The organism is Frankia canadensis (assembly GCF_900197875.1).
Lineage (GTDB): Bacteria > Actinomycetota > Actinomycetes > Frankiales > Frankiaceae > Frankia > Frankia canadensis.
This window is the reverse complement of sequence record NZ_FZMO01000568.1, coordinates 1-22,931: the sequence shown is the minus strand read 5'-3', so window position 1 is coordinate 22,931 and position 22,931 is coordinate 1. Positions and strand designations below refer to the sequence as shown.

The 22,931-nt window shown below is 72.9% G+C and carries 21 protein-coding genes; 10 read left to right on the top strand and 11 right to left on the bottom strand.

Annotation, left to right across the window (positions count from 1 at the left end):
* On the bottom strand, positions 1-2,332 hold a 2,332-nt coding region (locus C1A33_RS33620; RefSeq protein ID WP_207770621.1), incomplete at its 3' end, for a Tex family protein.
* 424 nt (positions 2,333-2,756) lie between these two features.
* Between C1A33_RS33620 and C1A33_RS33615 the strand changes: the two genes are divergently transcribed.
* Together C1A33_RS33615 and C1A33_RS33610 are read left to right on the top strand one after the other, a co-directional pair.
* The gene (locus C1A33_RS33615) at positions 2,757-3,803 is read left to right on the top strand and encodes an anti-sigma factor RsbA family regulatory protein (protein ID WP_423748183.1); all 1,047 of its coding nucleotides are present in this window, start codon (positions 2,757-2,759) and stop codon (positions 3,801-3,803) included.
* Entirely contained in the window at positions 3,800-4,591 is a 792-nt protein-coding gene (locus C1A33_RS33610; protein WP_101836504.1) for a transglycosylase SLT domain-containing protein, read from the top strand. The genes C1A33_RS33615 and C1A33_RS33610 overlap by 4 nt, the downstream gene beginning before the upstream one ends.
* 90 nt (positions 4,592-4,681) lie before the next feature.
* On the opposite strand, the gene C1A33_RS33605 is transcribed toward C1A33_RS33610, so the two are convergent.
* Positions 4,682-5,125, bottom strand: coding sequence for an SRPBCC family protein (locus tag C1A33_RS33605; protein ID WP_101836503.1), 444 nt, complete (start codon positions 5,123-5,125; stop codon positions 4,682-4,684).
* Between the two features lie 139 nt (positions 5,126-5,264).
* Here C1A33_RS33605 and C1A33_RS33600 point away from each other — a divergent pair, with 139 nt between their 5' ends.
* Positions 5,265-6,686, top strand: a complete 1,422-nt coding sequence (locus tag C1A33_RS33600; RefSeq protein ID WP_423748182.1) for a DUF4407 domain-containing protein — start codon at positions 5,265-5,267, stop codon at positions 6,684-6,686.
* Positions 6,687-6,755: 69 nt separating this feature from the next.
* On the opposite strand, the gene C1A33_RS33595 is transcribed toward C1A33_RS33600, so the two are convergent.
* The 5 genes from C1A33_RS33595 to C1A33_RS33575 all read right to left on the bottom strand — a co-directional run bounded on the left by C1A33_RS33595 (position 6,756) and on the right by C1A33_RS33575 (position 10,256).
* Positions 6,756-7,298, bottom strand: coding sequence for a DUF3618 domain-containing protein (locus tag C1A33_RS33595; RefSeq protein ID WP_101836502.1), 543 nt, complete (start codon positions 7,296-7,298; stop codon positions 6,756-6,758).
* Between the two features lie 31 nt (positions 7,299-7,329).
* The gene (locus tag C1A33_RS33590; RefSeq protein WP_207770620.1) at positions 7,330-7,887 is read right to left on the bottom strand and encodes a phage holin family protein; all 558 of its coding nucleotides are present in this window, start codon (positions 7,885-7,887) and stop codon (positions 7,330-7,332) included.
* Between the two features lie 92 nt (positions 7,888-7,979).
* On the bottom strand, positions 7,980-8,348 hold the full coding sequence (locus tag C1A33_RS36060; protein ID WP_115538044.1) for a hypothetical protein: 369 nt from the start codon (positions 8,346-8,348) through the stop codon (positions 7,980-7,982).
* Positions 8,349-8,479: 131 nt separating this feature from the next.
* The gene (locus tag C1A33_RS33580) at positions 8,480-9,364 is read right to left on the bottom strand and encodes an alpha/beta fold hydrolase (RefSeq protein WP_101836501.1); all 885 of its coding nucleotides are present in this window, start codon (positions 9,362-9,364) and stop codon (positions 8,480-8,482) included.
* A gap of 298 nt (positions 9,365-9,662) precedes the next feature.
* A complete protein-coding gene (locus C1A33_RS33575; protein WP_101836500.1) occupies positions 9,663-10,256 on the bottom strand; it encodes an MSMEG_0572/Sll0783 family nitrogen starvation response protein in 594 nt (197 codons plus the stop codon).
* A 227-nt stretch (positions 10,257-10,483) separates the two neighbouring features.
* On the opposite strand from C1A33_RS33575, the gene C1A33_RS33570 reads away from it, so the two are divergent.
* The 5 genes from C1A33_RS33570 to C1A33_RS33550 all read left to right on the top strand — a co-directional run bounded on the left by C1A33_RS33570 (position 10,484) and on the right by C1A33_RS33550 (position 17,226).
* The gene (locus C1A33_RS33570; RefSeq protein WP_101836499.1) at positions 10,484-11,248 is read left to right on the top strand and encodes a metallophosphoesterase family protein; all 765 of its coding nucleotides are present in this window, start codon (positions 10,484-10,486) and stop codon (positions 11,246-11,248) included.
* A gap of 1,157 nt (positions 11,249-12,405) precedes the next feature.
* Positions 12,406-13,536: a DegT/DnrJ/EryC1/StrS family aminotransferase gene (locus C1A33_RS33565; RefSeq protein WP_101836498.1), complete on the top strand. Its 1,131-nt coding sequence runs from the start codon at positions 12,406-12,408 to the stop codon at positions 13,534-13,536.
* Positions 13,537-13,538: 2 nt separating this feature from the next.
* Complete coding sequence (locus C1A33_RS33560; protein WP_101836497.1) at positions 13,539-14,516, top strand: NAD-dependent epimerase/dehydratase family protein; 978 nt, start codon at positions 13,539-13,541, stop codon at positions 14,514-14,516.
* Positions 14,517-14,519: 3 nt separating this feature from the next.
* Positions 14,520-15,767, top strand: a complete 1,248-nt coding sequence (locus tag C1A33_RS33555) for an MGDG synthase family glycosyltransferase (protein ID WP_101836496.1) — start codon at positions 14,520-14,522, stop codon at positions 15,765-15,767.
* A 184-nt stretch (positions 15,768-15,951) separates the two neighbouring features.
* A complete protein-coding gene (locus C1A33_RS33550; RefSeq protein ID WP_101836495.1) occupies positions 15,952-17,226 on the top strand; it encodes a DMT family transporter in 1,275 nt (424 codons plus the stop codon).
* 330 nt (positions 17,227-17,556) lie between these two features.
* On the opposite strand, the gene C1A33_RS33545 is transcribed toward C1A33_RS33550, so the two are convergent.
* A complete protein-coding gene (locus C1A33_RS33545) occupies positions 17,557-18,306 on the bottom strand; it encodes an NUDIX hydrolase (protein ID WP_101836494.1) in 750 nt (249 codons plus the stop codon).
* Between the two features lie 77 nt (positions 18,307-18,383).
* Here C1A33_RS33545 and C1A33_RS33540 point away from each other — a divergent pair, with 77 nt between their 5' ends.
* A complete protein-coding gene (locus C1A33_RS33540) occupies positions 18,384-19,451 on the top strand; it encodes an SPFH domain-containing protein (protein WP_101836493.1) in 1,068 nt (355 codons plus the stop codon).
* Positions 19,448-20,359: a diacylglycerol kinase catalytic domain-containing protein gene (locus C1A33_RS33535; protein ID WP_101836492.1), complete on the top strand. Its 912-nt coding sequence runs from the start codon at positions 19,448-19,450 to the stop codon at positions 20,357-20,359. The genes C1A33_RS33540 and C1A33_RS33535 overlap by 4 nt, the downstream gene beginning before the upstream one ends.
* 169 nt (positions 20,360-20,528) lie before the next feature.
* On the opposite strand, the gene C1A33_RS33530 is transcribed toward C1A33_RS33535, so the two are convergent.
* The 3 genes from C1A33_RS33530 to C1A33_RS33520 all read right to left on the bottom strand — a co-directional run bounded on the left by C1A33_RS33530 (position 20,529) and on the right by C1A33_RS33520 (position 22,625).
* A complete protein-coding gene (locus C1A33_RS33530) occupies positions 20,529-20,741 on the bottom strand; it encodes a hypothetical protein (protein ID WP_101836491.1) in 213 nt (70 codons plus the stop codon).
* A gap of 784 nt (positions 20,742-21,525) precedes the next feature.
* A complete protein-coding gene (locus C1A33_RS33525) occupies positions 21,526-21,768 on the bottom strand; it encodes a DUF397 domain-containing protein (RefSeq protein WP_101836490.1) in 243 nt (80 codons plus the stop codon).
* Entirely contained in the window at positions 21,765-22,625 is an 861-nt protein-coding gene (locus C1A33_RS33520; protein WP_101836489.1) for a helix-turn-helix domain-containing protein, read from the bottom strand. Before C1A33_RS33520 ends, C1A33_RS33525 begins: the two co-directional genes overlap by 4 nt.
* Positions 22,626-22,931 lie beyond the last annotated feature (306 nt).

Genomic DNA, 22,931 nt, shown 5'->3' with positions numbered 1-22,931 from the left:
CCCCGGAGCCGCTGGAGCCCCCGGAGCCGCTGGAGCCGCCGGAGCCGCGCCGCTCACCGCCGCCGTCGCCACCACTGGCCCGCCGCCCGCCGCCCGCACCCCGGCCGCCGGACGCGGGCTGCCCGACCTCGTCGTCCAGCCGCAGCGTCAGCGAGATCCGCTTGCGCGGGATGTCGACGTCGAGGACCTTCACCGTCACGATGTCGCCGGGCTTGACGACCTCCCGCGGGTCGTTGACGAAGTTCTTCGACATCGCCGAGACGTGCACGAGCCCGTCCTGGTGCACGCCGACGTCCACGAACGCGCCGAAGGCGGCCACGTTCGTCACCGAGCCCTCCAGCGTCATCCCGGGGACCAGGTCGGCCAGCGTCTCGATGCCCTCGGAGAACGCCGCGGTGCGAAACGCCGGCCGCGGGTCGCGCCCCGGCTTCTCGAGCTCGGCGAGGATGTCGGTGACCGTCGGCAGGCCGACGGTGTCGTCGACGAAGTCGGTCGGCTTCAGGCCCCGCAGCACCGCACCGTTGCCGATCAGCGAGGTCAGCTCGCCGCCGGTCGACGCGAGGATCTGGCGGACCACCGGATACGACTCGGGGTGCACGCTGGAGGCGTCCAGCGGGTCGTCCCCGCCGGGGATGCGCAGGAAGCCCGCGCACTGCTCGAACGCCTTCGGCCCGAGGCGCGGCACCTCCCGCAGCGCCTCCCGGCTGCGGAACGGGCCGTTCGCGTCGCGGTGGCGCACCAGGTTCTCGGCGAGGCTCGCCCCGATCCCGGACACCCGGGTCAGCAGGGGCGCGGACGCCGTGTTCACGTCCACCCCGACGGCGTTCACACAGTCCTCGACCACCGCGTCCAGCGACGACGACAGCCGCGTCTCGGACAGGTCGTGCTGGTACTGGCCGACGCCGATCGACCGCGGCTCGATCTTGACGAGCTCGGCGAGCGGGTCCTGCAGCCGGCGGGCGATCGACACGGCGCCGCGCAGCGAGACGTCCATCCCCGGCAGCTCACTCGCCGCGTACGCCGACGCCGAGTACACCGAGGCGCCGGCCTCCGACACGGTCACCCGGGTCAGCGACAGCTCGGGATGGCGGCGGATGAGGTCCTCGGCGAGCTTGTCGGTCTCCCGTGACGCCGTCCCGTTGCCGATCGAGACGAGGTCCACCCGGTGTTCGGCGGCGAGCTTCGCGAGGGTGGCGATCGAGTCGTCCCAGCGCCGCGCGGGTACGTGTGGGTAGATCGTGTCGGTGGCGACGACCTTGCCGGTCGGGTCGACGACGGCGACCTTCACCCCCGTGCGGTAGCCGGGGTCGAGGCCCATCGTCGCCCGGCTGCCGGCCGGGGCGGCGAGCAGCAGGTCGCGCAGGTTCGCCGCGAACACCCGCACCGCGGTGTCCTCGGCCGCCGTCCACAGCCGCATCCGCAGGTCCACCCCCAGGTGCACCTGGATGCGGGTGCGCCACGCCCAGCGGACCGTCTCGGCCAGCCAGCGGTCCGCCGGGCGGCCCTCGTCGGAGATGCCGAAGGTCGCGGCGATGCGCGCCTCGTAGTCGGTGGGGCCGGCGGGAGCGGGCGCCTCGGGGTCCGGCGGGGTGTCCGGCTCGAGGGTGAGGTCGAGCGCCTCCTCCTTCTCGCCGCGGAACAGCGCCAGGATGCGGTGCGAGGGCAGCGAGGTGAAAGGCTCGGCGAAGTCGAAGTAGTCGGCGAACTTCGCGCCCGCCTCCTCGCGCCCCTCCCGCACCCGGCTGACGAGCACCCCGCGCGACCACATCCGCTCGCGCAGGTCGCCGATGAGGTCCGCCTCCTCGGCGAAGCGCTCGACGAGGATCGCCCGGGCGCCCTCCAGCGCGGCGCCGGCGTCCGCGACGCCCTTCTCGGCGTCGACGTAGCCCTCCGCGGTGGAGTGCGGGTCGAGGCCGGGGTCGCCGAGCAGCGCGTCCGCCAGCGGCTCCAGCCCGGCCTCCCGGGCGATCTGCGCCTTCGTTCGCCGCTTGGGCTTGTACGGGAGGTAGATGTCCTCCAGGCGGGCCTTCGAGTCGGCCGCGAGGATCTGCGCCTCCAGCGCGTCGTCCAGCTTGCCCTGGGCGCGGATGGACTCCAGCACCGCCGCCCGCCGCTCCTCCAGTTCCCGCAGGTAGCGCAGGCGCTCCTCCAGGGTGCGCAGCTGGGTGTCGTCGAGGGTGCCCGTCACCTCCTTGCGGTAGCGGGCGATGAAGGGCACGGTGGCGCCCCCGTCAAGCAGATCGACCGCCGCCGTCACCTGCCCCGGGCGCACGCGGAGTTCCTCGGCGATCCGCTGATGGATGGACTGCTGCGGGACAGATGTCGTCGTCACAATCCTTGATCCGCCTTCTCGTCTTCGTCGCCTGCCGTGCACTGTCGCTTGCTCTGGGCGGTCGCCCGTCCGGGACGCGTCCGGACGTACGTGTGCGGCGTCCGGATCCGCGCCAACTGCGAGACTACGGGTGATCACTCCCTGCCTCCCGGCCGGGCGGGGGTGCGATCCGTGCCGCGCGCCCGCGGGTGGGGTGGGCGACGGGCACCCGGTGTGGGCCTGGCCAGGACGTGGGGCCCGTTCGGGCCAGGCCGGACCGCGATCGGTAGTCCGATGTGATCCGATGTGATCCGTACGGTGCGATTGCGTTGCTGGGCATATCCCATTGGTTCCACATGACCTATGATGTGCGCGTGTGCATGGGGTGCGGAGCCGCGGGGGCGGGACGGCCTTATTCCTCCTATTCTGGCGATGGTCCAGCCGTGTGCGGCCGGACCACGCGGGTGCAACCGGATCCGAGATTGCGGCGCCGGGTGACGTGGTGAAACGGGAGAGCCCACTGGCTGTGGCCACGGGTTCCGCGCTTGCTTCGGCCGGTGCCGACGGTATTCGGCATGAGGCATTTCTGTATCGCGGTGACGTCGGATTCCTCAGCGCCACCCGAGATTTTGTCCTCGCTGGTCTCGCGGCTGACGAGGACGTGCTCGTCGTGCTGCCTCCGCAGCGGACCGCGCAGCTGCGCGCCACCCTCGGCCGGGCCGTGAAACGCGTGGAATTCCTCGATCTGGACGAGATCGGCCGCAATCCTGCCCGCCTCCTCCCGGCCTGGCGGGAGTTCGTCGAGCGCGGTCTGACCAGTGGCCGGTCGATGCGCGGTGTCGGGGAGCCGGTCCGGCCCGAACGTTCCGCGCCGGAGCTGCGGGAATGCCTGCTGCACGAGGCGCTGCTCAACGAGGCCTTCGTCGGGCCGCCGAGCTGGCGACTGCGCTGCGTCTACGAGGCGCCGGCCCTCGACCCGGACACGGCTGAGGGAGTGTGGCGTACCCATCCGGTGGTGGTGGACGGCGGGTTCGCCCGGGCCAGCACCCGGTGGCGGGGCGAGCAGGCGTGGGCGGACCCGTTCGCCGAGCGCCTGCCCGATCTGGGCCCGCCGGCGGCCGAGCTCGCGTTCGGCCCCGCCGACCTGGGGCTCGTGCGGGCGGCGGTCACCCACGCGGCGCGGGGCGAGGGCCTCGACTCCGATCGCGTCGACGATCTCGAACTCGCCGTGCACGAGGTGGCCACCAACAGCGTGCGCCACGGCGGTGGCCGGGGAACCGTGCGGTTCTGGTCGGCAGCCGGCGACCTGGTCTGTGAGGTGACCGACGCGGGTCTGGTGACCGACCGGCTCGCCGGCCGGCGGCGCCCGGACCTCGAACTCGGCGGCGGGCGCGGCCTGTGGCTCGCCAACCAGCTCTGCGACCTCGTCCAGCTCCGCTCCTCCGCCGCCGGCACCGTCGTGCGCATGCACATGGCGGGAGGACGTGGGTGACCTCGGGGGAGCGCACCCGGGAGGGCCGCGGCTCGTGGCCGGCGGACGGGCGGGGCGGCACGCTGGCGCCGGCCGGCGACGGCCCCGGATCGGCCGGACCTGGCCGCTGCTACGGCATCGGCGCCGGTGAGGCGCCGCCAGCCGGCAGCACCGACGGCGACGTCCTCGCCGTCCGCTCCGCCGTCACCGCGATCAGCCGGGCGCTGAACTGGCATGGCGGCCCGGGCACGCCGGTGCCGACCGACGGCCGCTTCACCGCGGCGACCAGGGCTGCCGTCGTCGCCTTCCAGGAGAAGCTCGAACCGACGATCAACCGGGACATGTATCTGCCCGCCTCCGAGCACAGTCCGCCCGGCTTCGTCAACAAGCAGACGTCCTACGCGCTGTTCATGCCGATCGCCGACCGCTACGCGCTGAAGTACACGGTGCCCCGCGGGCTGCTGCGCGGCATCACCACCATCGAGAGCAACTGGGACCCCGGCGCGGTCGGGTACTGGACGAACTCCGACTACGGGCTGTGCCAGTGGAACACCACGCTGCCCGACATCACCACTGCCCGCGCGCTCGACCCCTTCTGGGCGCTGGACTCCACCGCCCGCATGATGCGCGAGCGGTACGACTCCGACCGGTGGGGGCACAACTGGCTCTACGTCATCGCCGCGCACAACGTGCCGACCTGGGCCGCCCAGTGGGCTCAGGGCCAGCTGTCCGCAGCCAACCCCGACGATCGGCCGAAGCTCGACCGGATGAACGGCTATGTCAGCAACGTGCTCGCCCGCGTGTGGTGACGCGCCGCGTGTGGTGATGTGCCGTGTGGTGATGTGCCGTGTGGTGACGTGCCGCGAGTGGTGACGCGGCACGCCTGGTGACCGGTCGGCTCAGCCGGCGTCGGCGGCGACCCGGTCGATGACGGCGGTGTGCAGCCGGCGGATGCCGATCGGCGCGAAGATGCGCTCGAAGAAGCCGCCGACTCCGCCCGCGCCGTTCCAGGTGGTGGTCGCGGTCACCGTGCTGCGCGCCGGCGTGGGGCCGGGCGCGACCAGCCAGCTCGTCCGCAGCGAGGAGTTCTGGTCCGCCTCGACCAGCGTGTTCGGCTCCGGGATGGACACCGTCGCGTCGATGTCGCGGACCCGGCTGCGGGTGGCCTGCAGGCGGTAGGCGATCCGGCTGCCCGCCCCGGTCCCACCGGCCACCACCCGGTACTCGGACACGTTGTCCGGCCACGACCGGGCACGCACACCCTGGTAGTCGGCGAGCCGCCCGAGGATCTGCTCGGGCGTGCCGGCGACGTCGCGCCGCACCACCACCCTGACCTGTGCCACCACTGTCCTCCTGCCTCCGGCCACCACCACGCCGCGGGCGGCCGCACCGCCCGCCGTCCGCACCGCCAGACTCGCATGCTCCCGCCCCCGGTCGCTCCGGGGCCGCCCGAGGTGCGAAGCTCGATTACTCAGAGTTACATTGCGGGGGACGTCGGCGGCGGCCCGAGGCGCGCCGCAGCCATCCGGGCTGAACGGGGGCAGGCCGATTTCTCGTGCGCGACCAGGCCGTTCGCGGGCCGTCGGAAACGTCGCCGTCTTCTTCGCCGGCGCGGACCCGCGCGCGGTCGGCCCCCAGGACCGGCCGAAGTTCGTCACCGCCGGTGCGCTGATGATGCTCACCGCCGGCCTCGCGGTCTACGCGGGAACGACGGTCGCCGCGATGGGCCTGCGCCGCTCGACGCTGGGGGCCCTCCCCTTCGGCCTGTTCTACGCCGCGGTGATCTACTTCCTCGACCGGTCGGTACTGCTGTCGCCCCGCCCCTACGTCCCCGGCCCGGACGGGACGGTTCGCCTGGGGCGATCCGGCGCCGCCACCGCCGTGCGGATCTTCCTCGCGGTCTGCGCGGCCCTGCTGGTCGGCGAGTCGCTGCTGCTGCGGATCTTCGCCCCGTCCATCGCGCCGCGCGTCGCCCAGATCCGCCAGGAGGATCTCGGTCGGGTGATGGGGGACTGGGATGCCAACCAGCTCGGCGAGCAGCGCGCCCTCGGTGCCGACCTGGCAGCCCGCCAGCGCGCCCTCGGCGTGGCCCACGGCCTGGTCACCGCCAAGACCGCCGAGGTCAACTGCCAGCTCACCGGCGGTGACGGCTGCCTCGGCGGTCGGGGTCCGGTCTACCGGATCAAGCTCGGTGAACTCGGCGCGGCGACGGCCGCGGTCATCGCCGCGACCCGCGAACGCGACGTCGCCCAGACCCGTCTGGACACCTTCGACCGGTCCCGGGACGACCGCCGGGAACGGTTCCGCGACCAGCAGGTCGCCACCGTCGACGCCGCCGACGACCTGCTGATCCGGGAGAAGGCGTTCTGGCGGCTGACCACCGCCGACCGCTCGGTGCTGCTGTGGCGCCTGCTGCTGACCCTGCTGCTGCTCGGCATCGACCTGGGCCCCCTCACCTTCAAGCGGACCCTGGAGCACACCGCCCTGCGCCGCGGCGAGCGGCTCGCCCAGTGGCGCGGCGAACAGGCCGACGAGGTCGACGCCCGGCAGATCGGACAGCTCGCGCGTCGCCGCGGCGAGCTCGCCACCGACCTCGCCGACGGCGCCGACGTCGGGGTGGGCGAGCGGTATGCCGCGTACGTGCGCCGCCGCGACGAGCTCGGCACGTCGCTGCGCGCCGACGCCGACCTCGCCGACGCCGAGGTGGCCCGCGAGCAGATCCGCGTCGACCGGGACAGCCGTGTCCGTGACCTGCGCATCCGCTACCGGGTGCCCGACCCGGCCGGGCCCGGCGACCCGGCCCGCTCCGGCAGTCCGGCCGGGCCCGCCGCCGCCGTCCCGCCGGCCGCCGTCCCGCCGGCCGATGTCAACGTCATGCGTTCCCCGGAACGCGACGGCTCCTGATCCGACCGGCGCGACTACGCCCGGACGCGCGGGGTCTGTCCCACGCGCGCCCGGGCGCTTCGGGCCGGGTCAGCCGGCGCGGCGCGCGGCTCGATGCCGACGTCGCAGCAGGGCCGTCAGCACGGCGAGCAGTGCCGCGGCGGCGGCCGCCAGACCGGCGGCGCGCGGGTTGTCCGACGCCGTGCGGCGAGTGGCGCTGACGGCGCCGGCGGCACCGTCCCGCGCCTGGTGCACCTTCGCGGCGACCTGCGGATGCGCCTCCAGCTGCCGGTGCACGGTCTGGGAGGCGGAGCCGGCCGCGCTGCCCGCGGTGTCGCGCGCCCGGGCCGCCGTGGCCGTCACCTGTGGGTGCGCGTCGAGCTGGCGGCGGACAGTCGACTTCGCCTGGTCGGCGGTGTGGCGGGCCTTCTCGGTCGCGCTGCCGGTCGTCGCGGCCACCTTCGGCCGCACCGACTCGGTCGCCGAGCTCACCCGCCGGCGCAGATCCTGCGCGGTGCGCCCGGCGACACGGTGCGGGCTGACCCGGTCGGAGAGCTCGTCGAGGTCGGTGCCGAGCCGGGCACGGGTGGCCTCGATGTCGGACCGGATCTCGTCGGGGCTGGTGCTGGTCACTGTCCACCTGGCCTTTCTGTCGGTCTGGGCACTAGTGACGCCGGCTCTGCGCCCACTGGACGTCCTCGCGCAGCGTCTCGACGGTCTGCGTGGGGGCGGGGTGAACCTTGCGGACGGTCACCCGGCCGCTCAGCGCCAGGACGGCGGCCACCACGGCGAGCGCGACGCCGACGATGAGGGCGGCCCAGCCGAGCGCCATCACCTCGCCCAGTCCGAACATGACCGCGAGCAGCACGAACAGCAGCGCGAAGTAGCCGGCCCCACCGGCGCCCGCGAACATGCCCGCGCCCTTGCCGGCCTTCTTCGCCTCCTCGCGGATCTCCGCCTTCGCGAGCGCGACCTCCTGCCGGAACAGCGTGGAGATGTCCGTGACGACCTCGGCGACCAGGTGCCCGGTTGATTCCCGCTCCTCGGGACGTGCCGCGCCGCCGCCCGTCGCCGGGGCGCCGGCGGGCGCGCGCAGCACCTGGGGCGACTCGCCCGGTGGGGCGACGCCCGCCCCGCCCCGGTACGCTGTGGTATCGTCCGGATACGGTTCTGTCAAGATCGCCCGTTCTGTACGGTTTTCCTTGTGGTAGGTGCTCGTCATGGGGTTCTCCTCGCGGTTCTCCTGACGGGGCGTCCGCGTGGCGGCTCCCGTGGGACAGCGTGTGGTCAGCGGAGTTCCCGCCCGTGAGCCGCTTAATCACGCCTGTTGGGGTGCCTGCGGCGAAGTGCCGCTTTGATCCGTGATGCGGCACTCCGCTCGTCGGCGCGCCCGCGGGCGCGGAACCGGTAGAGCGTGGCGATCGCGACCAGCAGCAGGATGGCCAGGACCAGCCACTGCGCCACGGTGAGGAGCACCCTGCCGGGGCCGCTGGCCACGTGATGCGTCAGCGGCGAGCCGCCGGCGGTGATGCCGCCGAGGATCAGCACCGCCACGAGCAGGCCGCCGAGGCTCATGACCACCGCCAGGGCGCGCAGCCGCACCGGCCCGCGGGTCTCCTCCTGCTCGACGGCGGCGCCGCGCCGAGCGACGAGGCGATGGCCCAGGAGCGCGGACGGATTCATGACGATCTCCCCTGCCGTCGTGACATGGCGGCAGATGTACCCGTCCGGCCCTGGCCAACCCACCTGCGCCCGAGATCGTCACACCGGTGTGACGGCGAGTCGGTGTTCCTCCGGAGGGTTCTCGGTGCGACTCAGTCGGTGCGCTCCTGGGGGGAGGAGTGCTCCCAGTCGGCGAGGATGGTGCGAATGCCCGTCACCAGCAGCAGCGGCCGGTCGAGCATCACGTGGTGGCCGGCCAGCGGAATCTCGATGACGGGGGCGACCCGGCCGAGCAGGTTGTACATCTGCACGCCGATGTCCGGCGTCAGCAGGCCGTGCTCGGCCCGGAACAGCGCCACCCGGCAGTGCACCTTGCGTAGCACCTCGGGCGACGGCGTCCGGTTGCCGAAGACCTTCGGGTCGAACTTCCAGGTCCAGCCGCCCTGCACCGAGCCGATCGAGCCGCGGGCGATGTGGTCGAGGATGAACGGCAACGAGCTCGGCTGCTCGGGCACGGTGCGGAACCGGGCGAGCGCGTCCGTCGCCGTCGGGTAGACCCGCAGCGGTCCGAACGCGGTCCGCTCGCGGGCGGCCCGCTCCTCGGGAGTGAACTCCTGCACGGGGGAGTCGACGACGACGATGCCGGCGACCCGATCCGGGTACTCCGCCGCCGTCGTGATCGTCACCCAGCCGCCCATGCTGTGCCCGATGACGATCGGCGGCGAGGTGACCCCGGCGTCGTCGATCACCCCGATGACCTCGGCCGCCCAGGTGCTCAGCGTGTAGTCCTCGCGGCGGTCGCTGTCACCGTGCCCGGACAGGTCCACCGCGATGACCCGGTACTCACGCGGGATCATCGGGGCGATGTGGTCCCACCACCCCGCGTGCGCGGCGCCGCCGTGGACCAGGACGATCGCCGGCAGCCCCGCCTTCCCCCAGGAGCGGTAGCTGATGCTGGCGCCCGCGACCTCGGTCTCGTGCCGCTGCGGGCGACTGTCAATGGCGGCCTCGAACCAGGCCGGTGCTTCGTCTTCCATCCCAGGTCTCTGCCGTTCGGTTCGTCGGACGGGCCGATATGGTCGCCGGCCGGGTCGGCCCGCGACATGTCCCCCCCAGATACAACACCGACCATGCCCACTTGCGGTCGTTCCAGGGCAGGTTGTCGGATGGACGATGGCGCGGCCGGGCCAGCCCGCACACCTCCGTGATGCCCACGTCGCGCCCCCGCGATCCGGCGCGACCGCGAGCGGGACGGCCCAGGTGGGGACGATCAGGTGGCCGCGGCGCGACGCTCGCGACCGCGACCCCGGCGCGGGCGGGACGGGCCCGGCGGGGTCAGAACATGAAGGTCGACGTGATGATCGCGCCCTTTCGGGAGTAGTGGGTGACGCAGTCCTGCAAGTCGAGCGGATGCGCGGGAATCACCCCGAGAATTATATCCTCCTCGCGCAGGCCGTGAAGTGACAATCCGAATCGGCACACGTACACCTTCCCTCCCTCGCCGATGAAGGTCTCTATCTGGTTATTGATGTTCTGCCCGCCCGGGAACGCCGATTCGCCGGTGTGCGGAAAGCCCCGGGTGGCCATCGTGTTCATCGCGCCCGGCCCGTGGAAATAGAGCACGGTCTCGAAGCCCTTGCGTAGTGCCCGGGTAGCCTGCAGGATCGCCACGAAACTGACGGACGACTCGTGTGCGATGCCATGGACGAGGGCCAGCCAGGACTCGCCGTCGAGGGCCTGGTAGTCGGGGAAGATCTTGGTCGAGCCGTACAGGCTGGTGCCCTGCGCCAGCGCCGGATGGGGAACCTCCGCGAGGCTGCGCCGCTCGTTGTCGGCCAGCCGTGCGTCGTCGGTCAGTGGCTCGCCGCCGACCGGCGGTTGACCGTGGCGGACTCCCCGCCGCTCGTCCTCGGTCAGATCCACGGACATGCTCCATCTTCGCCGCTCAGCACGGAATGCAGTCAAGCACCTCGCTCATTCCCGTGCGCGCGGAACGGAACGATCCCGGGCGCGTCCCGCCGCTCGGGGCCGGGGGCCTGGTCCGTGCCGGACAAGGGAACAAGAAATCCGGATAAATTGTCTGTTTCCTGATACTGAATGTGCGCCTTGGCCCTGATCCAGGGGAGTTCGCGACCGCCCGCTGGGATGCTGGCAGTGTGCGCTACGCCCTGATCGCCGACCTGCACGGTGCCTCGAAGGCCCTGCGTCGGGTGCTGGCCGCCGCGGCCCGCGCCGGCGTCGACGAGGTCGTCTGCCTCGGTGACTACCTGGAGGCGAAGGTCCCGCGCCGCCTGCACGACCCGTCGCGGCACTGGCCGCTGCCGGCCGTCGTCGATCCCGACCCGCAGCTGTGGTCGAGTCTGGCCGGCCTCCGGCTGGTCCTGGGCAACCAGGAGCAGCGCATTCGGGACCTGCTTCGACCCGAGCAGGTCCCGGCGGAGCTCGCGGCCATCCTGGCCGCCCCCGAGCGGATCCGGCTGGCGGATCTGGTCGGACTGCACGGTCACCAGATCCGATGGACGCTCGCGGGGGACGCGGCGATGCCCGGGCCCGCGCTCGCGTCCGGGGCCGGGCCCGGACGCGTCGGCGGACTGCTGGTGCCGGTCGCCGCGGACGTCCCCAGGGTCGCGGCGGTGGTCGTCGGCCACACCCACCAGGCGGCCGCCTTCGAGATCCGCTGGCCCGGCGAGGCGCCGGCGGCGGGCGCCGGGGTGGCGGCCGAGCCGGTCGTGCGCGTGCTTCCGATCGAGAGGGGCGAGCCGCTGCGGCTGCCCGCGAGCGCCGGTCCTCCTGTCGCCCGCACACTGCTGATCAACACGGGGCCGGCGCGGGGGCGGCCACAGCACTGGTTGCTCTACGACACGGAGAGTGGCGAGATTTCTTTTATGGAGATCATTCGACCGCCGAAGCAGCACCGATAAGCACGGTCAGCCACCAGATGGCAAGGGGCGAATGAGGGGACCTTGGTCCTGTCGCCTCCGACAGATGGGGGTCGTAGACTTTAGTCAGTCCCGATGGAGCTCGTACCTGCGTTCCCCCCGTACGCCAGGTGATGTGGCTTCATCGGGACTTTCTGTGTTCAGAGTTCTCCGGTCCGCATTCTGCCGCAGGTGATGCGCGGGGCCGCGCGCAACGCCCCGAAGCCCGCCGCCGCATCGTCCCGCCGCTTGCCGGGCCCGTGGCGCCGCTCACTCCGCGGGGGTGATTCCCCGCCGATGGTCGCGTGGCCATGGGCGCGCGGCTCGCCCCGTGCGGGCCGGGGCCGTCCGGTCCGCCACCACCGCGTCCGCGCACTTCCCGCCACCGTGATCAGACTGCGGTGCGGGCGTGAATCGCCCCACGGCCGTCCGTCGGCGCGCCCGCCGCGGAGGTGCGCGAGCGCGGACCCGGACGCTCGAGCGGGTGCGTTCCGGCCGCCGGCCGCCCGGTGCTCGCGGAGGGTGACGGGGTGACGCGCAGGGTGCCCGAGGCGCGACGATGCAGGTCGCCCGGCCCTGACCGTGCCGGGCGAGGCCGAACGGCACCTGCCGCGCCCGGCGTCGGGAGTGGCAGTGTGCCAGGTCACCATGCCGGCCGCCGGGCGGTTGTTCCCAGTGCTCCAGGAAGGTGACGTGACCGCTGCGTGATCACTGTCCGTTCCGGAGTGCGTGTTCCTTGGTGTCCTGGCCCATGGCCGCAGCGTTGTGCGTCGCTTTGGCGACAGGCTCGGCTACTTTCGGATAGATGTGAGATGTTTCGTAGGTAACCGCTGTGGGCCGTGACCGCGCTGCCGCCCGGGATCGCTAGCCTGTTTTGGGCATGTACCGACAAAGCCGGTCGTTACATCCGGACGAGTTGGAGGGGGCGCGGTGGCGCCGGCGGGATGCCGGCGAAATCCGGGGTCGAGGGTCGCGCGGATCGCGGCTACCGAGGAGTTCCGCGACGTGACGTGGGCGGGGTGCGGACTTCCGTGATCCCACATTGCGGCTGGGCCGCGGTGGTGGGTGACCGGGGGGTAGGCGTCGGCTCGCCGTTGCGCGGCGGAGGCCCGGACACAGTGCCCGCTCACGCGGATAACTCGGAAGGTAGGGGTGAACAGGTGCATGTCCCCGCGGCGCGCATCGTCTTCTCACCGGAGGATCGCGCGGAGATCGCGTCGGCCACGACCGAGATCCTTTCCACCGGTGCGATGACCCTGGCCGCGCACACCAAGGATTTCGAGGCCGCATTCGCCGCGGCTCACTCGGCACCGTTCGCGGTCGCCGTGAGCAGCGGTACGGCCGCCCTGGAGATCATTCTTCGCAGTCTGGACGTTCAGGGTGCGGATGTCGTCGTTCCCACCAACACATTCGCGGCGACCGCGTTCGCCGTTCTGCGGGCCGGAGCCACTCCGGTGTTCGCGGATGTGAATCCGGACACCCTCGCGTTGTCGGCCGCCACCGTCGAGGCGGCCCTCACCCCCCGCACGCGGGCGGTCGTGCTCGTCCATATCGGCGGCCTGATTCCCCCGGACGTCGGAGAACTCGCGCGCCTGTGTACGGACCGGGGCCTCGCCCTGGTCGAGGACGCGGCCCACGCCCATGGCTGCCGGCATGGCGGCACGGCCGCCGGCTCGTTCGGCATCGCGGGCTCCTTCTCCTTCTACCCGACGAAATTGATCACAAGTGGCGAAGGCGGTATGATCGTCACCGCTGACGAGGCCATCCACGAGGCCGCGCTTGTCTACCGGGACCAGGGCAAGGCGGGCTTCCTCGGCAACACCCACATCCGCCAGGGCTACGCCTGGCGCCTGAGCGAGATGCACGCGGTCACGGGCAAGGTGCACCTGCGCCATCTGGACGAGTTTCTCGCGAGGCGCGCCGCGGTCGCCGCCCGCTACGACGACGCGCTCGACGCTCTCGACGGCGTGAGCCGGCTGCGACTGCCCGCGGGCGACGTCTGCAACTACTACAAGTACATCGTCCTGCCCCGCCCGGGCATCGACCGGGCCCGTCTGAAGAAGGAGCTCAAGGAGCGGTATGGCGTCTCCCTCAGCGGCGAGGTCTACGAGGCGCCGCTGCACCAGCAGCCGGTCTTCAGCGACTACGCGGGCCGCTCGCTGCCCGTCGCGGAGGACATCTGCGCCCGGCACGTCTGCCTGCCGCTGCACTCCGACATGACCGACGCCGAGGCCGACCACGTGACCACCTCCTTCGCCGCCGCGCTGGCGAGCCTGGACCTGGACAGGTGAGCATGAAGATCGCTGTTACCGGAGGATCCGGGTTCATCGGCAGTCACGTCGTCGACCGGCTCCTCGACGCGGGCCACGAGGTCGTCTCCCTCGACGTCGACACGCGGCCGAGCGACCCGCGGGCGACCAGCCTCGCCGTCGACGTGCTCGACCTGCCGGGGCTGACCGCGGCGCTGCGGGGCGTCCAGGCCGTCTTCCACATCGCGGGCATGTCCAACGTGGACTTCGCCTATGCCGACCCGGCGCGCACGGTGCGCCTCAACGTCGAGGGCACCGGCAACGTCTGCGAGGCGGCCCGGCAGGCCGGCGTCGGCCGGGTGCTGTTCGCCAGCACCGTCTGGGTCTACGGCGCGGTCGGCGAGCGGGCCGACCCCACGCCGCTCACCGAGGACGCCGAGATCACCCTGGGCCGCGCCGGACACGTCTACACCTCGACGAAGCTCGCCGCCGAGCTGCTGCTGCACAGCTACCAGCAGACCTACGGCCTGCCGTACACGATCCTGCGCTACGGCATCCCGTACGGCCCGGGCATGCGCGACGAGCTGGTGCTGGCCCGCTTCGTCCGCAAGGCGCTGGGCGGGGAGTCGCTCACGGTCGCCGGCGACGGCCAGCAGTTCCGCAACTACGTGTTCGTCCGCGACCTCGCCGACGCCCACGTGCTGGCCCTGCGGCCGGAGGCGGAGAACACCACCCTCGCGCTGGAGGGGGCCGAGGCGGTCAGCGTGCTGGAGATGGCCCAGGCCGTCTGCCGGTACTTCCCCGGGACGGCGATCGAGCACGTGCCGGCCCGGCCGGGCGACTTCCGGGGCCGGGAGGTCTCGGCGCGCCGCGCGCTGGACCTGCTCGGCTGGCGGCCCACCACCCCGTTCTCCGACGGGGTCCGGCAGTACATCGACTGGTACCTGGCGAACCGGCGGCCTCCGGCGCAGGCCGTCAAGCCCGCCGACGACCTCGACGTCACCACGGCGTCGTCGGAGTAGTTCATGGCGCAGATCGGCGGTGTGACGGTGAGCGAACCATCCGAGGGCGGCGGCCCGGCCCAGGCCGGGAACCGAACGACGGCACAGGCAGGGGGACCGGTGGTGGCAGGCGGGCCCGACGGCGGCGTCGCGCCGCCGCGGGCCTCGACCCGGCGCGGGTCGGCGCTGCTGCTGTCCGGCTCGCTGGGCATGGGGCACGACGTGATGGCCGAGGCGTGCGCGGACTCGCTCGGCCGGCGCGGGTTCACCGCCCGCACGGCGGACAGCCTGCGCATGCTCGGCGGTCGCAACGGCGCCCGCGGGGAGAAGGTCTTCCGCGGGATGATCGCCGTGCCCGGCCTGTACGACGCGGTGCACTTCTCCCAGATGCGCACCGGCGGTCGGCTGGCCCGGATGATCGAGCGCACGTCGAGCAAGTACGTCGTGCCGGCGCTGCGTGAGGAGCTCACCGCCACACCGACCGATCTCGTCATCTCCATCTTCGCCACCGGGGCCGCGGCGACCAGCCGGGTCAAGCCGGAGTTCCCCGGCCTCGTGACGGCGGTGTTCTCCACCGACTGCTGCGTGCACCGGCTGTGGGTGCACGAGAACACCGACCTCTTCCTGGTCACCTCGCAGACCGCCGCCCGCTACGTGCGGCGGTTCGCGCCGAACGCCCTCGTCTCCGTCGTCCCGACGCCAGTGCGCGAGCCGTTCTACGACCCGCCGACCCAGGAGGAGGCGCGCGCCGCCCTCGGCATCCCCGCCGACGCGCCGTGCGTGCTGCTCATGTCCGGCTCCTGGGGGCTCGGGCCGCTGGTCGAGGGCGCGGCGGCCATGGCGGCGGCCGGCATCTACGTGCTCGCCGTCGCCGGGCGCAACCGGCAGCTCGCCGCGAAGCTGACCGCGCTGGCCGAGCGGCAGCACAAGGTGATCCCGTTCGGGTTCACCGACCGGGTGCCGACCCTGATGGCGGCCAGCGACCTGGTCGTCACCTCGTCCGGGGACACCTGCAGCGAGGCCCGGGTGATCGGCCGCGATCTGCTGCTCATCGACGTCGTGCCCGGTCACGGGCGGGACAACCTGCAGAAGGAGCTCGAGCGCGGGCATGCTGAGGTGACCAACACCGACCCCGTGTCGCTGACCCGCTCGGCGCTGGCCTGCCTCGACCGGGTCAAGCCTCCGTCGGACCGGGTGGCGATCGGGCCGCAGGCTTGGGAGCAGGCATTCGGCGCCGCGCTCGCGCAGATCGGGTTCGGCGCCCACTGGTGAACCACGACATCGCCGCGCGCTGCCCGCCTGGCCCGGGATGCTCCGCGCGTCCGCCGGTGTTGACTCGCTTTAGTGTCGTTGTCACCGGCCGGGATCCCGGCCGCCGGCCTCGGACGGGGCGGATGACGCGTGCGCAGGGGTGGGTCGACGCTGGGATGAACGAGACGACGCGAGTGCGGTCGACGTGAGCAGGGCACTGCTGGTCGGCCTGCCGACCGCGATGGTGTCCGCGGGGCTCTACGGAGTGGCGCCGCTGGTGCAGGCGCGGGCCGCGCGTCGTGAGGAGGAGAGCGCCGGGCTCGGGCTCGGGCTGCTGGCCCACCTGGTGATGCGGCCGCTGTGGCTGCTCGGCCTGGGTGTCGAGGCGGCCTCGTTCCTGCTGGAGGTCTACGCGTTGTCGGTCGCGCCGGTCGCGATGGTCGCGCCGGTGATGGCCCTGGACATGATCGTGTTCACCCTGCTGGCGCAGCGGGTGCTCGGCGAGCGGATCAGCCGGTTCGGGTGGTCGGGCGTGGCCTCGATGGTCGCCGGCGTCGGGCTGCTCGCCTTCGCCTTCGCCGGGCGGGCCGAGGTCGGCTCGGCGGCCAGCAACAATGACCTGTTCGCGTTCCTCGTGCTCGGACTGGTGTTCGCGCTGCTGTGCGCCTTCGTCGCCAACGCCGCCGCGGGCCGGGACGCGGTGACCGGGGCGGCGCTCGGGTTCGGCGCGTCGGCCGGCGTCTGCTACGCCATCGCCACCCTGGCGACCCGGCAGATCGGCCTGGCGGTCAACGAGCGGCGGGAGGGGCACTCGACCCTCGTCGACCTGCTCACCACGCCGACCCCGTACGTGCTGGTGCTCTTCTCCGTGCTGGCGCTCGGCCTGCAGCAGCGCGGGCTGCAGGGACGTGCCGCGGTGATCGCCTTTCCGGTCACCAGCGGGGTGTCCGCCTTCCTGCCCGTGACGCTCGGACTCACCCTGTTCGACGAGCCGGCGCCGGACGGCGGCCAGCGGTTCGCCTTCGTCATCGCGATGGTGATGGTCGCCGCCGGGATCGCCGCGCTCGGCCGGGACCGGATGGCCGCCAACCGCTCGGTGGACGAGCTGGAGGCCGCCGCGTCGGCGCCGTCCGCCCGGGCCAGGGCAGGCGGTGTCGGCGGGGACGACTCCGCCGCCATGGACTCCGCCGCCATGGACGCCGCCGGTCCGTCGGCCGGCTCGGGTCTCTCGGAGGGCTCCGGTGCCGGGAGCGGCTCCGGGAGTGGCTTGGGCGCTGGGAACGGCTCCGGTGTGGGGAACGGCTCCGCTGCCGAGAACGGTGCCGGAAGCGGTGCCGGCTCGCTGGATGGTGCTGGCGGGCCGGGCGGGCGGCCTGTTCCCAGTGAGGCGCCGGACTGGGCGCGTCGTGGCTCCGGCGAGGCGTGGAACCCGTCGCGTGGTGAAGGTGGACAGAGCCCCGCGCTGCGCGAGTTCGGCTGAGCCGACGCACCGTACGGCGGGTCGATCCGCCAATGGGGCGAACCCGGCCGAAGGCATACTCCCGATTACGGGGATGACAAGATCTCGAACTGATAGTGACTTGACATGTGCTTTCGGTGAGATAGTCGTCGTGGCCGGCCGCCCGGGTTCACCCCCCGATCGCCCGGGCGCCCGGCCGTCTCAACCTCTCCCGGCCCGCACTCCCGCGGGTCACGCGCTCTCGCCGCCTCGCCTCTCTGTGAGGCACCCGAAAGCGATCGTGGTCGGCGCGCTGGGCCGCGTCGTGAGTTGTGACTCGGCCTTCTGGTAGACGCCGGCACCAGCGAATGATCATGGATTCGGGCGCGCGGTGGGGCGCAGCATCGCCGGGTGCAGCACGCCCGCGTCGCCCCGGCGGTACAGCTCCGCGGGGCGGCCGCCGTCGCGGGTGGTGAAGCGGCCGGTCGGGACGAGGAAGCCGGCCGTGCCCGTCACCTTGCGGTGGAAGTTGCGGGGGTCCAACCGGCCGCCCCAGACCAGCTCGTAGATCCGCCGCAGCTCCGCGACGGTGAACTCCGGCTCGCAGAACGCCGTCGCCACCGCGCTGTACTCGAACTTCGCGCGGGCCCGTTCCAGACCGTCCCCGAGGATCGCCTGGTGGTCGAACGCCAGGCCGGGCGGGTCGCCGGCGCCGGCCACCGGCGCCCAGCGGCTCGCGGCGGCGTCGGTGCCGGCGACCGGGGCCTGGGAGAGGGGCGCCAGCGCGAGGAAGGCCACCGTGACGACCCGCCCGCGCGGGTCGCGGGCGGGCGCGCCGTAGGTCGCGAGCTGTTCGAGGTGCGCGGGGCGGCGGCGCACACCGGTCTCCTCGGCGAGCTCGCGCACGGCGGCCTCGGCGAGGTCCTCCTGCGGGCGGACGAACCCGCCGGGCAGCGCCCACCGGCCGCGGAACGGCTCGATCCCGCGCCGGACCAGCAGCACGCAGAGCTGGTCGTCGCGGACCGTCAGCAGCACGAGGTCGACGCTGAGCGCGATCGGGACGACGTCGACAGGCAGGCCGGGGCTCGCCGCGACGGCCGCCGGGACGCTTCGGGATCGCATGGCAGGACCATATCTCGTCACCTTGACGAAAACGGGTGAGCCGGTTTATCGTCATGTCGACGATAAGGGAGGCTGTCATGGCGGACATCAGTCGTGTCCCGTTCCTGTGCCACCTGCGAGGCCGGCCGACGGCGTACATCCGGCACCAGCGGGGCGCCCAGGTCGCCCACGAGGGGGTCGGCCTGGTCTTCTGGTACCGGCCGCGCACCGCGGTGATCAGCGAGGTACCGGTCGACGACCGTGAGCTCGCGGTGCTCTTCCACGCCCGCACGTCGGACTTCCAGGACGTCGCCGTGCAGGCCACCGTCACGTACCGGATCGCCGATCCCCCGCTCGCGGCCGCCCGTCTCGACTTCGGCATCGACCCGGAGCTCGGCACCTGGCGGGAGAAGCCGCTCGACCAGCTCGCCGGGATGATCACCGAGACGGCCCAGCAGTACGCCTCGGACCTGCTCGCCCGCACCCCGCTGACCACGGCGCTCGCCGAGGGCATGCCGGTCATCCGCCAGCGTGTCACCGACGGGCTGCGGTCGGACGCCCGCCTCGGGCAGACCGGCGTCGCCGTGGTCGGCGTGCGGGTGGTCGCGGTCCGCCCGGCGCCCGACGTCGAGAAGGCGCTGTGCACGCCGACGCGGGAGCAGATCCAGACCGAGGCCGACCGCGCCACCTACGGCCGGCGCGCGCTCGCCGTCGAGCAGGAGCGGCGGATCGCCGAGAACGAGCTGCAGAGCAAGATCGAGCTGGCCGCGCGCGCCGAGCGGCTGGTGACCCAGGAGGGTGCCAACGAGCAGCGCCGGATGACCGAGCAGGCCGCCGCGGCCCGCATCACCGCCGAGGCCGAGGCACAGCGCGCCGAGACCGCCGCCCGTGCGCAGGCCGGGCGGGTCCGGGTCGAGGCGGCCGCGCGGGCCGAGGCGCTGCGCCTCGTCGGGCAGGCCGAGGCGGACGCGGAGGCCGCCCGGGTCGCCGCCGTCACCGGACTGGACACCTCGGCCGTCATCGCCCTGGCCGTGCGCGACCTCGCCGACCACCTGCCGGCGATCGGCGCGCTCACCATCACCCCCGACATGGTCACCGAGACGCTCGCCCGGCTCGCACGCGCCGGCGTGGGCAACGCGGGAGCGGGGGCGGGGGCGGACCGGTGAGCCTCGCTCCCAGGGCGGTCCTGGTGTACCGGCGCACCGAGTACTCCGAGCTGCTCGCCCGGCACGGTACGCCCGGTCAGGCGGGGTTCTTCCTGCGCAGTCGCGGGCGGAACCTCGCCGAGGTGGCCGGCGTGCGCGACGCCACCGAGGCCGCCCGCCGAGCGGTGGCGGCGGCGATTCCGCCGCACTGGCGCCGCGGCGAGGTGGAGCGCTCCGACCTCGACCGCTTCCTGTTCGCCCCCGACGACGTGGTGATCTGCGTCGGCCAGGACGGACTGGTCGCGAACGTCGCGAAGTACCTCGACGGGCAGCCGGTGCTCGGCGTCAACGCCGACCCGGCGCGCAACCCCGGCGTGCTCGTGCGGCACACCCCGGACGAGGCGGCCGCCGCGCTGCGCACGGTCGACCGATGGCAGCCACGCCGGCTGACGATGGTGGAGGCCTGTTCCGACGACGGCCAGCGGCTCGTCGCGCTCAACGAGCTCTACATCGGCGACGCCGGCCATCAGACCGCCCGGTACGTCCTACGGGTGCCGGCGGGCGGCGCCGACACGGGTGGGGTGGCGCCGACGGCCGAGCGGCAGGCGTCGTCGGGGCTGCTGGTGGGCACCGGCACCGGGGCGACGGGCTGGTGCCGGTCGGTCTGGGCGCAGCGGCACAGCGAGCTCGAGCTGCCGGCGCCGACGGCGGGGGCGCTCGTGTGGTTTGTCCGCGAGGCGTGGCCCTCGCCCGCCACCGGCACGTCCCGCACCGAGGGGCGTCTCACCGGCGAGACACGGCTGGAGGTGGTGGTCGAGGCGGATCGGATGGTGGTGTTCGGGGATGGCATCGAGGCGGACGCGATCGGGCTGTCGTGGGGGCAGCGGGTGACCGTCGGCGTCGCCGACCGCCGGCTGCTTCTCGTCTGACCGGCGCGTGGCGGTGCCGTGGCCCGCGCCGCGGCGACGCGCGCTCAGCCGCAACGGCGGGCGCGGCGGACGGGCTGACTGTTCGCCTGCCGGCCCGGGCGGCGCACGGCGCCGAGCGCGGACGGGCCGGCCGGTGGGCGGCGCCGTCCGCGGGGCCTCGGGTAGGTGATCATACTCCGAAACGTTCGATGGCCTTGCGGACCCGGAGGTTCGCCTGGGCGAAACTGATCTTCCCGTCCACGTACGCCGACAGGGCCGCGCGCCGGACGCGCTCGACGCGCTGATCGTCGATCGGGGTGTTCAGCAGGTTGGTCGTGGCGGTGGCCACGGCGATCACCTCCCGGTGGCAGGGGAACAGGACGGTGCTACTCGCGAGAACCACGCTTGACGGTCCATCCGCGGCGGCGGGGGTGCCGGGGGTGTCGAGGCCCCGGTGAATCCCACGGATGGGATCGACCGCGAGCTGGTCAACAGGGGGTCCGCGGGGTGGCCGCGGCGGCGGGGGCCTACCAGCTAGGACGGGGAGGCGACGGCCGCCGGGCCGGCGAGACCGGCCCGATGCTCGCCCGCCGGCACACGACGCCAGGCGGGTACGAGGGCCGGGGATGTCCGCCCGGCCGGATGAGAGCCGCCCGGCACGCGCCGCGATGCGGCGTGGCGGAGCGGGACATTGCGGCACTGCGCGCGGGTAGCCGCACCATCAGAAGTGATCACAACGACTGCCCTCCTCCGCGATTTGGGCGGGCATTCAAGGCCCGCATGGCCCGTCCAGTGGGCGAAGGTGGCCGGGCGGCGCGGCGGCGCGGCCACGGGCCGGGATCTGCTGGCTCCCAGCACACCTCGCGCAAGCTGACCCTGCGCGACGGTGCGCCCGGATGCGACATCCCGAGCATGCCGTGACCACAACGGCGCGAACACCTGAACAACGAGGACCGACTGAACATCTACAAGAGTGCGTGACGGGCGGGCGTTGCGCAAGAGCCAACCGGCACGTGCTTGTGGAGCGGGTGCCGGGGTGGAACGGGACGCTGGACCCGGCGGCCATCGGGAACGCCATCGTTGATCCACTCGTCTCGCGGCGCGCGAGGCGGGAGAGGCGTTCGGCCGCCCGCCCGGCCGCCTGATGGGGCGGCGACCGGGCCGGAAAGGGCGGGCCGGACGGGGGATCAGGTCATGCGGACCCTGTCCCGGTCGAACTCCCCGTCGCGGGCACCGGCGAGGAAGGCGTCCCACTCGGCGCCGGTGAACGCGAGCACGGGGCCCGCCGGGTGCTTGGAGTCGCGCACCGCGATTCCCTCTCCCAGCGGCGCGACCTCCACGCACATACCACCGGCCCCGTTGCTGTAGCTGCTCCGGCGCCAGGCCAGCTCGGCGGGATCGCGCGGATCGGGCTTCGCAATTCTGGTCATCTCAGTTCCTTAGCCACCGAAAGTATCATCCTGACGGACTCCTCCGGCCGCAGCGCGGCGGCCAGCAGATGATCCATCTTCAACTTATAGCGTCGGACATCGGTGGCGCGCTCTATGTACAGGCTGCCGGCGGCTTCCTCTATATAGACCACTTCGTGGTCTTCCGAGTTCGGGAACCCGAGTATGGAGAAGGCACTGCCGAGCCCGGCGTGGGCCCCCACGCTGAACGGGATCACCTGAATGGTGACGTTCGGGAGTTCGGACTGTTTCGCGACGAACTCGAGCTGCGCACGCATCACCGCGGGCCCGCCGATCTCGCGGCGCAGCACCGCCTCGTCCAGAATGACCCACAGGCGGGGATGATCAGGCGTGGTGAGCCGCCGCTGCCGGTCCATCCGCAGCGCGATCTTGCGCTCGATCTCCTCGTCGCCGATGTCCGCGGCGTCGGCGCGGATGACGTGGCGGGCGTAGTCGCTGGTCTGCAGCAGGCCATGCACGAGCTGGGACTCGTACACCTGGATCGACGCGGCGTCACCCTCGAGCCCGATGTAGATCTCGAACCAGGTCGGTACCACATCGTGGTATGAGTGCCACCAGCCGTGGCGGCGCGACTCGCGGGCCAGCGCCATCAGCGCGTCGCGGCGCTCGCCGTCGGCCACGCCGTACAGGCCGAGCAGGTCCGTCACGTCCCGGGTGCGCAGCGGCACCCTGCCGTTCTCCATCCGGCTGACCTTCGAGACGGAGCAGCGCAGGACCTGACAGACGTCCTCGACGGAGACGCCGGCCGCCTCCCGCAGGCGCCGGAGCTCGGCGCCCAGGCGTCGTCGTCGCACGGTCGGACCGCCACTCGTGGCCATGGTTCGTCCCTCGGTCGGTTCGGAGTGTTGGACGCATCCTGCCACTGGATCGCCACTCCTCATCCACAGTGTGCGGCTCTGGGTAGTTGCACTCTTACAGAAGCCGATGCAGATGCGACGGGTGGGGGCGCTTTTGCCTGCCTCACCTCACCATGAGTGGCGAAGTCGAGTCTCTGGGTGAGAGTTTGGGCGGGGGACGGTCCACGAGGAGCGGTTGATGGCGATCAGACGGGGCATGCCGAGCGGCCCGTCCGACCGTGCCCGCCCGCGCCGCGCGGCGACCGACCGCCCTTCCCCGTGCCCGCC

Bases quoted from the DNA above. Each gene is read 5' to 3' on its own strand.
- C1A33_RS33560 (WP_101836497.1), top strand. From the start codon at position 13,539: ATGAAGATCGCTGTTACCGGAGGATCCGGGTTCATCGGCAGTCACGTC.
- C1A33_RS33525 (WP_101836490.1), bottom strand. From the start codon at position 21,768: ATGACCAGAATTGCGAAGCCCGATCCGCGCGATCCCGCCGAGCTGGCC.
- C1A33_RS36060 (WP_115538044.1), bottom strand. From the start codon at position 8,348: ATGAATCCGTCCGCGCTCCTGGGCCATCGCCTCGTCGCTCGGCGCGGC.
- C1A33_RS33590 (WP_207770620.1), bottom strand. From the start codon at position 7,887: ATGACGAGCACCTACCACAAGGAAAACCGTACAGAACGGGCGATCTTG.
- C1A33_RS33540 (WP_101836493.1), top strand. From the start codon at position 18,384: ATGGCGGACATCAGTCGTGTCCCGTTCCTGTGCCACCTGCGAGGCCGG.
- C1A33_RS33580 (WP_101836501.1), bottom strand. From the start codon at position 9,364: ATGGAAGACGAAGCACCGGCCTGGTTCGAGGCCGCCATTGACAGTCGC.
- C1A33_RS33575 (WP_101836500.1), bottom strand. From the start codon at position 10,256: ATGTCCGTGGATCTGACCGAGGACGAGCGGCGGGGAGTCCGCCACGGT.
- C1A33_RS33545 (WP_101836494.1), bottom strand. From the start codon at position 18,306: ATGCGATCCCGAAGCGTCCCGGCGGCCGTCGCGGCGAGCCCCGGCCTG.
- C1A33_RS33555 (WP_101836496.1), top strand. From the start codon at position 14,520: ATGGCGCAGATCGGCGGTGTGACGGTGAGCGAACCATCCGAGGGCGGC.
- C1A33_RS33520 (WP_101836489.1), bottom strand. From the start codon at position 22,625: ATGGCCACGAGTGGCGGTCCGACCGTGCGACGACGACGCCTGGGCGCC.